15 protein-coding genes and 1 pseudogene are annotated in these 15449 nt (G+C 56.1%); 9 read left to right on the forward strand and 7 right to left on the reverse strand.

Translation table 11 applies throughout. The features are described from left to right. Positions 1-33 precede the first annotated feature (33 nt). From OHL18_RS22255 to OHL18_RS22280, 6 genes are all read left to right on the forward strand, one after another. Entirely contained in the window at positions 34-1110 is a 1077-nt protein-coding gene (locus OHL18_RS22255; protein WP_263377084.1) for a PDDEXK nuclease domain-containing protein, read from the forward strand. Continuing rightward, complete coding sequence (locus OHL18_RS22260; RefSeq protein ID WP_263377085.1) at positions 1107-2039, forward strand: tyrosine-type recombinase/integrase; 933 nt, start codon at positions 1107-1109, stop codon at positions 2037-2039. Before OHL18_RS22255 ends, OHL18_RS22260 begins: the two co-directional genes overlap by 4 nt. A gap of 81 nt (positions 2040-2120) precedes the next feature. Continuing rightward, positions 2121-2396 carry a hypothetical protein gene (locus OHL18_RS22265; protein ID WP_263377086.1) on the forward strand — a complete coding sequence of 92 codons (276 nt, stop codon included), beginning with the start codon at positions 2121-2123 and terminating at the stop codon, positions 2394-2396. A 1-nt stretch (position 2397) separates the two neighbouring features. Next, the gene (locus tag OHL18_RS22270; RefSeq protein WP_263377087.1) at positions 2398-3372 is read left to right on the forward strand and encodes a site-specific integrase; all 975 of its coding nucleotides are present in this window, start codon (positions 2398-2400) and stop codon (positions 3370-3372) included. A gap of 111 nt (positions 3373-3483) precedes the next feature. Next, positions 3484-4617, forward strand: coding sequence for a site-specific integrase (locus tag OHL18_RS22275; protein ID WP_263377088.1), 1134 nt, complete (start codon positions 3484-3486; stop codon positions 4615-4617). 384 nt (positions 4618-5001) lie between these two features. Beyond that, positions 5002-6324, forward strand: coding sequence for a glycosyltransferase (locus tag OHL18_RS22280; protein ID WP_263377089.1), 1323 nt, complete (start codon positions 5002-5004; stop codon positions 6322-6324). Between the two features lie 63 nt (positions 6325-6387). Here OHL18_RS22280 and OHL18_RS22285 read toward each other — a convergent pair whose 3' ends face one another. Together OHL18_RS22285 and OHL18_RS22290 are read right to left on the reverse strand one after the other, a co-directional pair. Continuing rightward, positions 6388-7491, reverse strand: coding sequence for a YncE family protein (locus OHL18_RS22285; protein WP_263377090.1), 1104 nt, complete (start codon positions 7489-7491; stop codon positions 6388-6390). Positions 7492-7793: 302 nt separating this feature from the next. Then, entirely contained in the window at positions 7794-9830 is a 2037-nt protein-coding gene (locus tag OHL18_RS22290; protein ID WP_263377091.1) for an FkbM family methyltransferase, read from the reverse strand. A gap of 599 nt (positions 9831-10429) precedes the next feature. Here OHL18_RS22290 and OHL18_RS22295 point away from each other — a divergent pair. From OHL18_RS22295 to OHL18_RS22305, 3 genes are all read left to right on the forward strand, one after another. Further along, a complete protein-coding gene (locus tag OHL18_RS22295; RefSeq protein ID WP_263377092.1) occupies positions 10430-11953 on the forward strand; it encodes an ATP-binding protein in 1524 nt (507 codons plus the stop codon). A gap of 39 nt (positions 11954-11992) precedes the next feature. Beyond that, positions 11993-12184 (forward strand): sugar-binding domain-containing protein, encoded by a 192-nt coding sequence (locus OHL18_RS22300; RefSeq protein WP_263377093.1) that lies wholly within the window; start codon positions 11993-11995, stop codon positions 12182-12184. Positions 12185-12491: 307 nt separating this feature from the next. Beyond that, complete coding sequence (locus tag OHL18_RS22305; protein ID WP_263377094.1) at positions 12492-13199, forward strand: hypothetical protein; 708 nt, start codon at positions 12492-12494, stop codon at positions 13197-13199. Positions 13200-13444: 245 nt separating this feature from the next. Here the strand turns inward: OHL18_RS22305 and OHL18_RS22310 are convergent, their stop codons facing one another. The 5 genes and pseudogenes from OHL18_RS22310 to OHL18_RS22330 form a co-directional block, all read right to left on the reverse strand. Beyond that, positions 13445-14431: an SEL1-like repeat protein gene (locus OHL18_RS22310; protein WP_263377095.1), complete on the reverse strand. Its 987-nt coding sequence runs from the start codon at positions 14429-14431 to the stop codon at positions 13445-13447. Positions 14432-14712: 281 nt separating this feature from the next. Then, positions 14713-15015 (reverse strand): hypothetical protein, encoded by a 303-nt coding sequence (locus OHL18_RS22315; protein ID WP_263377096.1) that lies wholly within the window; start codon positions 15013-15015, stop codon positions 14713-14715. After that, positions 14936-15103 carry a hypothetical protein gene (locus OHL18_RS23415; RefSeq protein ID WP_396275109.1) on the reverse strand — a complete coding sequence of 56 codons (168 nt, stop codon included), beginning with the start codon at positions 15101-15103 and terminating at the stop codon, positions 14936-14938. Before OHL18_RS23415 ends, OHL18_RS22315 begins: the two co-directional genes overlap by 80 nt. A gap of 25 nt (positions 15104-15128) precedes the next feature. Beyond that, positions 15129-15261, reverse strand: a pseudogene (locus OHL18_RS22325) (Tn3 family transposase); the annotation flags it as partial. 35 nt (positions 15262-15296) lie between these two features. Further along, positions 15297-15416 carry a Tn3 family transposase gene (locus tag OHL18_RS22330; protein WP_263377098.1) on the reverse strand — a complete coding sequence of 40 codons (120 nt, stop codon included), beginning with the start codon at positions 15414-15416 and terminating at the stop codon, positions 15297-15299. Between the last annotated feature and the right edge of the window lie 33 nt (positions 15417-15449).

Consider the following 15449-nt stretch of genomic DNA (forward strand, 5'->3'; position numbering starts at 1 on the left):
TGCACAATGACCTGAGATCCACCCTTGACACTCATGAGCGAAATTACCCCAGCCGCGAACCTGCCCGAACGCCTGATCCCCGCAGACCTGGTCGAGGACCTACGCCGACTCATCATCGTCGCCGGACGTCAAGCTGCGGTAGCGGTGAACGCTGGGTTGACGCTGCTTTATTGGAAGGTCGGCGACCGGACGCGTAGGGAGGTACTCGGTTCGGAGCGGGCAGGCTACGGCGAGCAGATTGTTGCGACGCTGTCGCACCAATTGGTGAGCGAGTTCGGCCGGGGCTATGAGCGGACCAACCTAACCCGGATGATGAAGTTCGCCGAGGCGTTTCCCGACCCGGAGATTGTCGCCACACTGTCGCACCAATTGAGTTGGTCGCACTTCCGTGAGCTCCTGCCGCTCTCAAAACCCTTTCAGCGCGACTTCTACGCCGAGATGTGTCGCGTCGAGGGCTGGAGCGTCCGGACCCTCCGCGGTCGGATCGACTCGATGCTCTACGAGCGAACGGCGCTCTCGCGCAAGCCGGATGAGCTGGCCGAGCAGGAACTGGCCCTCCTGCACGCGCGTGGGGAGGTCGGCCCGGCCATGGTCCTTAAAGATCCATACATCCTCGACTTCCTCGAGCTCAAGGACCATTACCTGGAAAGGGACTTCGAAGACGCGATCCTGCGCGAGCTGGAGCTCTTCCTGCTGGAGCTTGGATCGGGTTTTTCCTTCATCGCCCGCCAGAAGCGTATCCAACTCGACGGGGAAGACTTCTTTATTGATCTGCTCTTTTATAACCGCAAGCTCCGGCGCCTGGTAGCCGTCGAGCTCAAGCAGGGAAGCTTCAAGGCCGAGTACAAGGGCCAGATGGAGCTCTATCTGCGCTGGCTGGCAAAGTACGAGAGGGAGGGGGAAGAAGGACTTCCGCTGGGAATCATTCTTTGCGCTGGAGCGAGTTCGAAGCAGATCGAGCTGCTGGAACTCGATGGAACCGGAATCCATGTAGCCGAGTATCTGACCGTGCTGCCGGCTCGTGATGTCCTTGAACGCAAGCTCGAGGAAGCAATCACCATCGCGCGGGCGCGGTTCGAAAACAGGGAGCCTGAGGATGGCACCCGGTGAGCACTGCCCTCGTTCCTTTATCCATCGCCTCGGAGGTACTGCCCGAGTCCAGCCGCTTCAACGAACTCCGCCTGGCAGTTCTCAATGGCGACACCGCCAATAATTCCAAGCGCAACTACGCACTCGCGCTCGATGAACTCGCCTCCTTCTGCAAGGAACGCGAGCAGCCTATCTCGCGCAGTCTCGTACTCGCCTTTCGAGAGGCAATGGTGGAGAGGAAGCTCGGAGCCTCCACGATCAACGTCAAGCTGTCGGCCGTCCGCAAACTGGTCGGCGAGGCCAGGCGTGCCGGTGTGATCACTGGCGAAGAGGCCTCGCAGATGACCGACGTGCCGAACATCCCACAGCGTGGTGCCCGGCTGGGAAATTGGCTGACCAAGGAGCAAGCCAAGGAACTGCTCGCCGTCCCTGACCGCTCGACCCTCAAAGGCAAACGAGATTATGTGATCCTGGCCCTGCTGACCGGCTGCGCTCTGCGCCGAAACGAGCTGGCCCAGCTCGATGTCGCAACCATCCAGCTGCGGGAAAGCCGCTGGGTGCTGGCCGACCTCGAAGGGAAGGGAAGGCGCATCCGCACCGTCGGGGTGCCGATTTGGGTCAAGCAGGCGATCAACGCCTGGATGACGGCGGCCGCGATCGAAGACGGCCGTCTGTTGCGGAGCATACGCAAGGGTGGCAAGAAGATCGGAAACGGACTAAGCGACTGGGCTGTCTGGTCTGCCGTCGAGCAGGCGGCTAAGCAAATCGGGATCGAACAGTTCGGTGCTCATGACTTGCGCCGCACCTGCGCCAAGCTCTGCCGCAAGGCCGGAGGCGATCTCGAACAAATCAAGTTCCTGTTGGGACACTCATCGATTCAGACAACAGAGCGGTACCTCGGCTCCGAGCAAGAGATAGAGATTGCGGTCAATGACAACATAGGTTTGTAAGGACGGAAGCTGTTCGTTTACTGCAACATAAAGGACGTTATGTTGTAGTACTTTCACAACCTCCACTGCTAAGCTGCCTGCATGGAATATCCCCTATCCATCTCCTCCCTCGCCCACCCCTCTGAGGGTGCCACGCGCCGCAACCCGCTGACCTGCGTCACGGCTGAAGCCGACCTGGGGCCTTTCGCCGACTTCGGGTCGCCCGAGTTCTTCTTCGGCCGCCTGGTCGAGGTCACCGGCGACGAGATCGAGCACTTCCGCAAGGCTCCCGGAGTCGAGGTCTTGTTCCGGGGAGCGGCCTACGTCTTCGAGGTCCTCGAGCCGACCGGCTCCTTCAAGCTTATTCGGAGAAGCTGAAATGGAAATCGGCGCGACTCTCGTCTCTCAGAATAATGACCTCAGAATCTTGCTGCCGGCCCTTGTGGGCAGGGAAGGGGAGAGAGCCGCGAGGCGGTTCCTCGAGTTCTTCACCGTCCACATCCGCAACGCCAACACCCGGGCGGCGTATGGTCATGCGGCGGGTCTGTTTCTGGGTTGGTGCGAGGCGCGAGAGATCACCGAGCTGCGAGCCATCCAGCCGATACACGTCGCCGGCTACATCGAACAGCTCCAGAAGGAGCGATCGGCCCCGACCGTCAAGCAGCATCTCGCCTGTCTCCGAATGCTCTTCGACTGGCTGGTCACCGGCCAGGTCATGCCCTCGAATCCTGCTCACTCGGTGCGAGGCCCGCGGCACTCGGTCGATAAAGGAGCGACCCCGGTCATCTCCTCGGAGGAGGCACGGGAGCTGCTCGACAGCATGGACGCAACCTCTCTCGTTCGCCTGCGCGATCGCGCCCTGGTCGCCGTCATGGCCTTCACCTTCGCTCGCGTCTCGGCCGTCGTCGATCTCAAGGTCGAAGACTACTACCCGCAGAAGAAGCGCTGGTGGCTCCGCCTGCGGGAGAAGAACGGCAAGGTCAACCAGATGCCCTGCCACCACAAACTCGAGGCCTACCTCGATGCCTATATCGCCGCTGCTGGAATACGTGAGGACAAGAAGGGACCGCTCTTCCGCGCGGCGATCGGACGAAGTGGCAAGCTCTCGAACCGGCCGGTCTCGCGCACCGATGTCTGGTACATGGTCCAGAGGCGAGCGAACGACGCTCAACTGGAGACGGCCATCGGGTGCCATACCTTCCGCGCCACCGGTATCACCGACTACCTCACCAATGGCGGCAAGCTCGAAGTCGCGCAAAAGATGGCAGGACACTCGAACGCTAAGACCACTGGGCTCTATGACAGGAGGAGCGACGATGTAAGTCTGTCAGAGGTGGAGAAGATTGGGATTTAATCTGAGTGCATCATCGTTGGGTCGGGAGCGTTCGTCGAGCGTTAGAAACGCTTCCGGTAATAGCTACTTATCGAAAGCGTTTGCGGTAAATTGCCCACAGAGGCGTTTTTCGTGACCCCTGTCGATCTGTCGCCGCCTGCCTCGATAGACCCCCGTTCGCTCGAAGAATCCGGGGCTGACAGCCAACATCTCTGTCACCAAGGGCAATCCGGCCCCTCCAGCGCCCCATGCGAGGACGCTTTCGAAGATGCTCTGGGCTCAACCGGGAGCCGGCAGGAGCGCCACGGGCCGTCTGCCGCGATTGCGCTTTGCGAGTCCGCACTTGAATCTGAAGTTGCGGAGCTGCGAAGCCACGCGCTGGCCGCCAACAGCCAGCGCGGCTACGCCGCCGACTGGAGAAACTTCAGCGCCTGGTGCGGCGCACAGGGCAGGGAAGCGCTCCCTGCATCCCCAGAGACCGCCGGACTCTACATGGCCGACCGGTCGGCAACGCTGGCGAATGCCAGCCTGACCCGCGCGATCGCGGCGATCGGCCGCCAGCATAGAGAGGCTGGCTTCCACTCTCCAACTCAGGACGCCCGCTTCCGGCAGCTCATAGCCGGCATCCGGCGTAAGAACCGAGCGCCGCAGGACGCGAAGCAGGCGCTCCTGGTCGAAGACCTCTTCGAGATCCTCAAGCAGATCCCCGGCCTCGGCAAGAGCGAGGCGGTCGAGCATCGCGACCGGGCGCTCCTGGTCATCGGCTTCTGTGGAGCCCTGCGCCGCTCGGAGCTGGTCAATCTCGATGTCGAAGATATCCGCTGGGCCCCCGAGGGAATCATCCTGACCCTGCGCTGGTCCAAGACCGACCAGGCGGCGGACGGCGTCGAGATCGGGATACCGAAGGGCCGCAAGCCTGCAACCTGTCCGGTCACAATCTTGCGGCGGTGGCTCGACTACGCGAAGATCGCGTCCGGCCCGATCTTTTGTCCGGTACGGCAGAACGGCAAGATCACGAACCGCCGGTTGACCGACGCGAGCGTCGCCCTGATCGTGAAGCGTCATGCCGGCCACGCCGGATTCGGGGCCGATGCGTTCAGCGGACACTCGCTGCGCGCCGGCCTCGCAACCTCGGCCGCCGAAGCTGGGCAGAACGAGCGCGAGATCATGAACCAGACCCGGCACAAGTCAGAGAAGATGGTCCGGCGATACATCAGGAAGGGTTCGCTCTTCCAGGGCAATGTCGTCGGGGAGTTGGGATTCTGATTGATCGATCATCAGGATATCTCTTGCCTGCGGCCTTTTACCCGACTTGGATGTAGGGCAACGATTCAGTACAAAACGGGCCATATCGCGCTAAGAGCAGAACTCGGACTTCGGATCTCCTTGGTAACGCCACTTGAAGGGGGGCCAGGCCGTGGAAACTGCAAACTTCGCCATCAACGTCGCCTTGCTCGTCGTCGCTCTAATCGAGCTTCGCCGCCGCCGCTAACGATGTCCGGGCCGCATAGCGGCCCGGAACAACTTTAAACGCTCCAATCAGAGAGTACATAACACAGCATTAGCCGCTCTCAACCATCTCTGCTCGCCCATAGCACTTTCGTGGAAGTACATCGACGTTTGCAAATCAATATCCTAATGAGACTGACCATGCCGACACTTGAACTTTCGATGATAGTGAAGAATGGTGCGGCTAGCATCGCCCGCTGTCTTGAGAGCGTCCGTGGCATCGCTGATCGCATCACGATCGGCGACACCGGCTCAACAGACGACACGCTGCAAATTGCGCACTCGTTTGGGGCAAACATTGTCTTGGTGCCTTGGCAGGATGACTTTGCCGCCGCGCGTAATGCGGTTCTCGCACACGCAACCTGCGACTGGATCATCTTCCTTGACGCCGACGAGATGCTCGATCAAGCAGCGGCAACACAAATTAGATCACTCATCGCCGACCCTAGGACCTTCGGCTACGATGTGACAACCTGGAACTACGTAACGGACGCAGGCTTCCGATCAAGCGGCGAGCAAGCCAGGGTTAACCCAGTCATTGCACCGGAAACCGGTGCACACCCCGCCTACTTTCCATCTAGCAATACACGTCTTTTTCGCCGCGATCCCCTAATCTACCTTGAGCACTGCGTCCACGAGACAGTCGCCGACCGAATCGACAAGCTCAATCTCCACCGTCGGAGAGTCGATTTCGTTATCCACCATTTCGGATACGTCGAGGACGCGGCAGTACGTCGCTCCCAAAAGGAGAACCTTTACTATAGCCTTGCGCTTAAGAAGGTTCTCGGTTCCCCTAAGAGCTACGAAGCTGTCCTTGGGGCGGGCATAGCGGAACTTGATCACGCCAAACAAGCTAAGGCCGCTCTCCCTTACTTCGAAAAGGCTATCGGCCTCAGTCCCTACAATCCCGGGGGTTGGGTCTATAACGGCATCTGTCTAACCCGTCTTGGTCGTTATGATGAGGCACTAAAGCACATTCATCACGCCATCAGCCTAGATCCTGCCAACGCGCTTGCGAGTAGCACTCTGGGCGACATTTATCTTCAGATGGCGGATCACAAGAACGCTTGTTCCGCTTACGAAAGCGCCATTAAACTCGGCGACGCATCCCCGCTCTCACTTGCAAAACTAGGTGCGGCAGAAGTCAACCTCGGCCATACCGAATCCGGCATGGTCCGTATCGAGACTGCCCTTAGTCAGAGTCCCGACAATACCGAACTTTACGATATATACGCGACGGCAGCATTTCTTGCTGGCCGACCTGTCGACGCTTGCGAGGTTGCCAACCGACGCCTCTCAATGAGAGGCGTATCAGCGTTTCACTTCGTTTTGGCAGCCACACTGCACCTGCATACAAACATGCACCAGAAGGCCCAGGCAATCCTTCACGACGGTACACGGTGCTTCCCAGAGGACGCCGAGCTTAGAAACATGATAGCGTCGCTCGGCGTCCTGGCCTGCTGAGGCAGTAAACATTAGGGAAGCTAGGCTGATTTAGATTGTGACAGTACAAGGACTGAACGGCATCTAGTCAGTGATGATGGCTACCGAATTGCCATATTCGTTGACCACATAAGACTGCCGAAGAGTAGAACTCGACGTAAGATCGTTACCTGCTATCGAAAGCGTTTTTGTCACGGCTAAGGTAGAAGGACTAATAAAAGCGACTGAGCCAGCAGTGCTGCTGAGTGCGACTACAAGATTCGCACCAGAATCGAACGTTATGCCCGAAGGCCCCGATCCGACAGCCACGGTAGTTACTGCATAACTGCTTGACGGATTTATTATGCTAACAGTGCTATCGCCATTGTTTGTGGTGTAAACCTTACCGCTGGAATCGATGGTAATGCTATTCGGAGTTTTACCAACGGGGATTGTGGTAATCGAGTTTTCATTCGCTGGATTAATGGCGTATACATTATTGCTTGATGTGTTGACCACATACAAGACACCAGCCGTAGCATTGAATGCCAACGCTTCAGGAAGCTGCCCTACGGTAAGTGAAGAGGCAGCGTTGGTTGTTGGATCTAAAATCGTTAGAATTGTATTGCACTGGCAATTAATGGCGCCTGCAGCAGCTACATAGACAGTGCCGGAATGAATGTCTACCGCGATCTTCCACGGATACGGGGACTTGGCGACTACGCTGGTAACTGCATTTCCGCTAGCAGTGTTGATAATGCTGATGGTTCCAGCTGAAGCATAATTTGCGGTGTAAACCTTATTGTTGAACGAATCGAACGCTATATCTGTGGGGTACTGACCAACGGTTATCGTCTGAGTTGCATAGCTGGATGCGGGGTTTATCGAGGTCACGCTTTTTCCGAGATAGTTTGCTACATAGACAATTCCAGTGCTTGGATTGATCGTTATAGCTTCAGGATTCGAACCCACGGCAACTGTGGTCACCAACGTGTTTGTATGGAGATTAAGGACTGATACCGTGTTACTTCCAGAATTGGTTACGTAAAGTAGGCTTCGTGAGTTGTCCACGGTAGAGGCAATTGGATATGTACCTGTGGCCAATGTGGTGGCCAAGGACTGCGACATACCGTTTTGAACCTGAATGCAGAACCCAGAAATAATAAGTAGCGAGAACATGATACGGAGGCCCAACGCTTTATTAAACAATTTAGCTCCTGAAGCTTTGGTTATGATGCAATAAATATCTTTGTAAGGTGCAACGCGCTTTCAGCCTACCACGAACATGAGACAGCAATATGTTTGCGCCGCTTCCTTTGGGCTCTACCGTTTATGTGCCTTGCGCATATCTCACAGGTGCTTGAAGCAGTTCATTCAAAAGCTTTTCAAGAAAGTGTGTATCTGGATTGCGTGACTTTTTTTACCAGTGGCTCAAGCCAGCCTTCCTTGAAGAGAATCTGCCAGGTCCATTGTGCCAACTAGGTAGCTAAAGAAGCACGCCACACAATTCGTCAGACAACACCACACCGAGCATGTTTGTGAGTAGCCCCGTAGAACGCCCGTTCTTCCTGACCAACGATCGATTCCCGATACCATGGAAGATGCCGGCAGGCATATCTACCACCTACGCGAACGGCGTCAACAAAGGTATTGGGATTGAAAAATTTCTTATTATAGACAGCAAACGTCGTGCCGAGACCCGCTTTATACACCGGGCTGCCGTCTTTGAGAATCCCCACTCTGGTCTCCCAATATTGCTGTTCCCATTCAGTGGGGTGATAGGTTTTCCTGTTAATTTCGAACGTCCCCGCGTGCATCAGGTGGGAGTCGTCAATTTTTAAGGCGAATCCCGCCTTTCCCACCTTCAATTCGTTCGTCAGCCGAATGAGGTTGGCCAGAAAGTCTTCGGGCAGTTCGGCATTAAACTCCAGATCTGGATCTGTAATGCAGAACAAATCTGGCAAAAGATCGTAATACTCGGGACATTCGACAATCTGGCGGGGCCCCTTGTTCTGTCCTGTTCTGATTACCGATACTTTGTCTTGTACGAGCTCCAGAAACGCTCTCATCACGTGCGATGTCGAATCGTTGTCAACAAGGCAGACATTCCTCATGCCGATGTCACTGAGCTGTTGCAAGGTATTTGCAACGTACGTTGGATTGTTGAACACAGGGATAAATACTGGGACCTGCGCCGTAAGATGGGCGCCCAAGGTGCGATGAGTCAGCTTTCTCGCGGGCGGAGCTGCCGTAGCGTTTACGGGGCCAAGCACGTAGTTTTCCGAATAAATAAGATGAGCAAAGCTGTGGTGTATGAAGAGTGTGTTGAACTGCTTGTCTCCGTACTCGCGGTCGCGATCCAACGGGATGAAGCCCGCTGAAATGATCAACTTCGCTACGTCTGCAGCTTGCTTCTGTCCGCTCCAGAATTCATAGTTTTCTGCCTCGATCAAGATGACCGCAGCCCTCTTCAATGCGTCCTCGCCGCCCGTCAACACCTCAAAAGCGGCCCCCTCCACATCGATCCAAAGCGCAGCGTTTCGTTCCAGCATGCCATCGCTCCACTTGGCAGCCATGAAGTCGTTAAGACTAATCGCATCGACTGAGAATTCGCGATATGTTGCGTTTTCGTTCCGCTTCCGCATCGAGGTCTTACCGCTGATCTCCGGCTCGACCGAAGCAAAATCTACCACTTCGCCGTTGACGATAGTCCGAGAGAGTGTCTTTGGCGCGTAGAGGGTCACTTTGCCCGTAGCACTAGAGATGGCCAGGTTCACATAGTTGACTCCGACCGAGGTGACAACCGAGGCAAACCGTCCATGTATCTCCGGATTCGCCTCGAACGCCCACACTTCGCATGTGGGCAGCATTGCCTTAACGCGGCAGGCAGTTGATGCGTCATTCGCGCCGATATCGAGGAATAATTGGGGCTGGATTGAGCGGACAAGACCGAGAAAACGGTCTATGAGAAGTCGATTAGAAGCTGCCCCCGTCGCCCGTGATGCCTTCGCGTTGAGATTGGAGATCAGCAGGTATTCGAGCGCGCTCTCCAGTTTGTGAATCCGCTCTTCCGCGGAGATGTCGCTCTGTTGCACTTGTGCCGAATGCGAGCATTCTGGCTGTAAGTCAATCAGTTGCAGACGCTTGAGTTCAAAATTCTTTATCGCAGTGTTCTCTTCGTCGCTCAGATTGTGCAAGTGGCAACTTAAGATCTGAGTGGCTTCGTCGTACCGTCCTTGAGCCAGTAGGAACAGCCCTAGATTTACCGAGGCGTCGCGATTCGTCGGCGCGAGGGTAATCGCCCGGCGAAATCCCTTCTCAGCCTCTGCGGGCTTGCCCGCAGCGTGTTGGACTGTCGCCCAATCATTCCACAGCTCTGGGCTTTCGTTTTCACAGATGGCCGAATTGAGGAGGCAGATCGCTTCTTCAAAGCGAGAATCTTGGATAAGCCCCGTCAATTCACCCTCCAGTCTGGATACGTCTATCGACTCGGATTGAGGTTCTGCCATCACTACATCGGTATCGATGCGATTCGTCATTGCGTTCATTCACCGCCATCCCGTGTCGGGCACAGTCTTGAAGTAGCTCTTGTCCGATCATCCACAGCTAAAGTTGGCACGATAGAGCTTGCTGAGTGTTTGATGAGAACGGTTATGGAAGCTGCAATTCGCATGCCAAACCGCTAACAAAGATCGTCTCTAGTCAGAGACAGGTCGATTCGTCTTCTATGAGCTTCTGTCGCCCAGATCTTTTGCGTGAAGAGAATACTTTCGAGCGCGTCAACCGACGTATAGTGCCAAAGTTTTGCCGGTATGGGAGTGGCAAAGAACTCGGCGATAGTCTGGGCGGGCATGCTTATGATGCTACTGCCTGGCTAACCGTAACCGGCTGAAGTGTCCGTGTCAGGGGTAACAAGATGACCTACACCTCCTGAAACATCGAGCTGCTGGAAGGACAGGCAGCGTAACGTTGAAGACGGCACCATTTGGTGAGGACCTCATGAATGATGGCTCTCCGGTCAGACCTAAGGGGCGGCCAGTGAGCAGCTATTCAGGTTCAGCGCGTACTCAACTGATCCGTGTCCGTTAAGCTTAGGGGTGCGGTGGGCTCTACAAAGTGTTGAACGATATTTAGAGGGAGCAGGGAATTGACGCGACTGCTGATTGGGAAAGACGGCTTCACGCTTCCGATCGAACTGGTCACGTCGACGCAGGCGATTCTGGCCCGCAAGCGTAGCGGCAAAAGCTATACGGCGTCAGTCCAGGCTGAGGAGCTGCTTCGACACAAACAGCAAATTGCTACGATCGACCCAACGGGTGCCTGGTGGGGCTTACGATCCTCGGCTGCAGGCGATGGGCCGGGATACCCGGTCGTTGTCTTCGGCGGAGATCACGCCGATGCTCCGCTCGAACCGCATGCCGGTCGAATGCTGGCTACGGCACTCGTCGAGCACGGCTTCTCGGCGATCTTCGATGTTGGTCTTATGGTGACGGAAGACCAGATCCGGTTTACCTCTGATTTTGCGAGTGAACTACTTCGGATCAATCGGACGGCGCTTCACCTCTTCATCGACGAGGCCGACACGTTCGCTCCGCAGTTGACAGAAAACCGGGGCCAGAAGGTCTGCCTTGGCACCGTGAGCCGCTTGGTCAAACAGGGCGGAGTGCGAGGCGTTGGGGTCACCATGATTACGCAGCGGCCAGCGGACATCAATAAGAAGGTCCTCAGCCAGGTCGATATTCTCACCGTACTGAGGATGAGCCATCCCCTCGACATCAAAGCCGCGACAGATTGGATCAAGAGCGAGGTCTCTGTCGAATTTGCGGGAGAGGTAGAGAGTGCTCTGCCAAGTCTCCCGGTTGGAAGTGCCTTCTTTTGCTCAGCCTCGCTCGGCATCGGCCAACGCGTGGAAGTACGCGAGCGCGAGACGTTCAATTCCGGCGCGACACCAAAACCGGGAGAGAGACAGCAGTTGCCGAAGGTATTGGCTCCGATCGACATTGAGCAACTAGGCCGTGAGATCGCGGATTCGGCGCGACATGCTCAGGAGAACTCCCCAGAATTCCTACGCCAACGAATCGCCGATCTGGAGCGGCGAGGGAATCGCATTTTACCGGACAGCAGTATCGAACTGGCAAAGCTTCAGGCGGAGATTGGCAAGCTTAGGCCGGCGGCTGAGGCGGCCGCCGGGTACCGGATCAAACTCCATGAATCCAATGAATTCAGGAAGGACGTCCTTCAAGAGCTTCAGGCGCTGATTGCCAAGCTCGAACACCACGGAGAAGTGGAGCCGGCATCGGTTTCGGAGATGCGCACTCCACAAGAGCTTCCTTTGAAGTTCCCGCCCCGGCCTGTGATGGTTCCTCGGACGATCACGGAGGCATCTGCGGCTGACCATGCATCCGATGCGGAAAACCCTGTCTCAACTTCAGAGCAAAAGATACTTGATGCCCTGGCGAGCCTCGAGGCAGTCGGCGTCACCGCCCCCTCAAAGACTCAATTGGCCGCTTTCGCCGGGTATTCAAACCCTAAGAGCGGAGGGTTCGCCGCGCCCGTCGCGGCGCTGATCCGCAAAGGACTGGCGGGTTCGAGCGGCGGCAAGGCTACGCTGACTGCTGCCGGCCGATCGGTTGCAAACATGCCGAATCGTCCCGCGATTTTCACGGACTAAACTTTCTCAAAATCGACTCGAAACCACCCAGGTTTACGCATGACAACGCACATTATCATGCGCGATGCTGGTCTCGAGTTCTACCGCAATATGGTCAAACAGGACAAACGGGTGATCGTGGTTGCTGGAACATACAAAGCGAACGCGGTCCTCGCCGCGCTTAAAGGGAAATTGTTTAACGTCTGGGTGACCGACGACCGTACAGCCAAACAGGTTCTAGACGCTGGCTAGCGCTGAACCACGAGAATTCCGAAATCCGGAATTTTACACCGAACCCGCGCTTATCTTCGCGACTGGTTTAGCGTCTCGGCCGTAGTCGCGCTGAATGCCGGGGACTACTACCAGCAACGATAGCGTTGGTGGCTGTGATTGCATGAAAAAGACGGCAAGATCGAAGGGACCATCGCCGCGCATAAAAGCCCGCGCACAACGAGGTTCTAGGACTGGACCTTGGACGAATCGATTTTGACGGACATTGAGAGTAGTTATTTCTACAATTGGCCGTATACATTCAAGGAAATCAGCTATACTTCCGCCCATGACGGAGAGCAGCGAACAGAGCACTCCCCCCCTTGCTGCGCTGACAATGAGCGGGCATACTCCGGCTTCTCCTCCTGCTTCTTCTTCCTCCCCTCGCTGGGTGGGCAGTCTTAGCATCGCAAAAGATGTGGTTGGAATCATTCAGAACATTTTGGCCATTGGAGCGATCATCGCTGGTGGCGTATGGTTTTGGATGCAAGCTCCCTTTAGCCCGGTGGTCGTCTCGACGATTAGTACCGAAGTGACCCCCGAAGCTGGACAGATGCATGTCAACGTCATCGCGACGTTTCAAAATACGGGTCATGTGCCGTTTAGCTACTCCTGCTTTGGTATCGATATGCAATCGACAGACGACTTCTATCCACCCCCGGACTGTACGCAAGCGGGCGTGCTAAAACCGGGAGAGCAGACGGTGCGCGGGCAGTTGATCAACATCCCCGAAAATCAGATTTCCAAAGACAATTACATCCACGTCAAGATCGGCAATCTCACACGGGATAAGGTGTGGCGAACAGACGCTCCTGGATCGGTTAAATACCTTGTTTTAACGCCGCTTACTCCAAATCCGAAGGCGATCGATACTCCAATCTCTACTCCGACAGCAAAGAAGCCGACACTATTCGCACCGAAATCGACGCACAGGACCTCCACTATTTACAGGAAAACTCTGACTAGGCCCCCCAAGCCAGAGAGCCTAATGCCATAGGTTCCAATGGCCTCACTAGAGCTTTATCTCTAGGCCTATCGCTCTCTAAAACGACGCCACTGCTGGCGACTTTGGACAACAGGATAAGTCCGCGAGAGGCGCGAATCTCGGAGAATCGCGCGCCGATAGCGATGACCTCTTAGACGCGGTGTTCGATGCCTGCGTGATGGCGGCAAGGATGGATAAGTCCAGAGCATAGAAAAGCCGCCCCGGAAGGCGGCTCTGAATCATAGTCGCTGCAGAGCTTAATGGGGCTGATGATAACCGGCCGGTGCACGGGGACGCGAGACGCATCCTCTGCCGTCGACACAGGCCGAACCAAAGGATTGCCCGCTCTGAATTTCATTGTATCTACTTTGCTTGATCCGCTGATCTTCATCGTGCTCTTCCTGATATGCCCCGTTCATAGCCTGTATGTTCTTGTCTAACAAGGCCCTGACTTCAGGGTCTTCCCTGGCTTTGTCGCTCCAGTACCATGCCGCCTCCAAATTGAAGTCGGTACCGATGCTGTTCACGAAACATTCAGAGAGATGCATCTGCCCGAATGGCTCTCCTTGCTTGGCGGCGTCAAGGAAGTAATGAAATCCACGCACCGGGTCACGCGCAGGATTGTTGCCCTCTGTATAAATGACACCCAAAAGAGTGAGTTCGCGCCTGTCTCCAAGGACCGCTCCTCCTTTAGCGATGCACTCCGCCAGCGCCAAATTCCCTTTATCGAAGGCGTTGAGAGCATCCGCATACAGGGCATCCACGTTGTCGCTGGCAGTCGCCTCAGGGCACGACTTGCCAACTGAAATGGCGGGCGCTGAGGTTGTCGCCGAAGCTTCCGCTCTCTGCCGTGCAACCCGATCAGCCTCTGTTTTCTTCGCTTTTGCGATGATGGCGTCAATATCCACCGGCTCAGGGCAATAGGTGTCATCGTAGGGAAGCGACGGCCCCGCTTGGACGTGGTTGGAAGGGTTGCTATCCTTATCTGCACTCGCGGACGGCTTGGGTCGCGGGACACAGGGTTTCTCGGCCTTTGGCGGAGCGTTGTTGTAATACACACCGCCTAAATTAAGTCCTGCGTCGGGATTAGCGCCCCTCTTCTCCTGCTCCGCTTTCTCCCGCTGGTACGCCTGTTCGTAGGGCTTGGAACTGGTCGAGTCAGACGTCTGGGCGACGGATGTCAGGTTGACGCCGATAGTGGCTGTGACGATGGCTACTGAAAGAAAAGTCCGGGGAAAGAGCATATTGCACCTCCGACTGATCTGATCTTTGATCAACTCCGGATTTTGCGCAAGGTCTCAGACCTGACATCGCCTTTTTATTTTCAGGCAAAGGCGGCGAAGAACATGCAAGTCCCGTAAGTCCTTTAGAGCGGGCCGAAGATTCTCCACATTCGTTTTTCAACTCAAGTGTTGATTGAATCTTTCTGTTCCTTTTGGAGCTTGGTGTCGTATCTCTTTTGTCGCTATTTGGCGCGCACGGTTCACTGCGAGACGCTTAGCGTGTTGAGCGTCTGATTCATGAGTCATGCCTGGCCAATCACCAAGCTCTCGCGGGCGGCCTGAACGGCTGCAAGATCGATCTCATCGAGGCCATTGACCTCAAGGATGCGCTCGATCTGAGTCAGAAGTCGGTTTAGCAGCCGGAAATTACCTCCGGTCATGCGCAGGACGGCGGCCACAGCTTCGGGGCCGAGGCCGGATTCTGGTAAGGTGACGCCTTGAGGAACCCAGCGACGGCCGAGAAGTTCACGCATCTCGGTTACTGCCAAGGCCCGAAACTCGTGGACGAAGCCGATTCCGGAGTAGAACTGAGGGTATCGCGCCATGCGTTTTTTCAACGCCTGGCATTCCGATGAGGATCAGGCCGATGGTGCCTTCATCGAAGATGTCGCGAATTTGTTCAAGACTGGCCATGCGAAGGCGGTCGGCCTCATCGACGCAGGTGACATAGCCCGAAGACGTGAACGCTGAAGCCAGCAGTGTCGGTGCTCCTCGATTCGCAAGTCGGACTCGTGGTAAGGCAGCCCGTCGAGAACGTGCTTCGCATCCCGAACGGCGGCATTGATGACTTGGTTTGGGCGTTCGGAGTGGCCGGAAGCTCCTTTGGCTACCTCTTATTGGCGTGCCAGGTGTAGTCTCCGGTGAGATTGATGTGCTCCCAGCCGAGCGGCGACACGTGTTGGGGCTGAGCGGGATCGATGGACGCCGTCTTTGCAAGCGCATTCACCGCAAAGCTCAGCCGGTCCTTAGCTTAAGTAAA

The sequence above is a fragment of the Granulicella aggregans genome (assembly GCF_025685565.1).
GTDB lineage: Bacteria > Acidobacteriota > Terriglobia > Terriglobales > Acidobacteriaceae > Edaphobacter > Edaphobacter aggregans_B.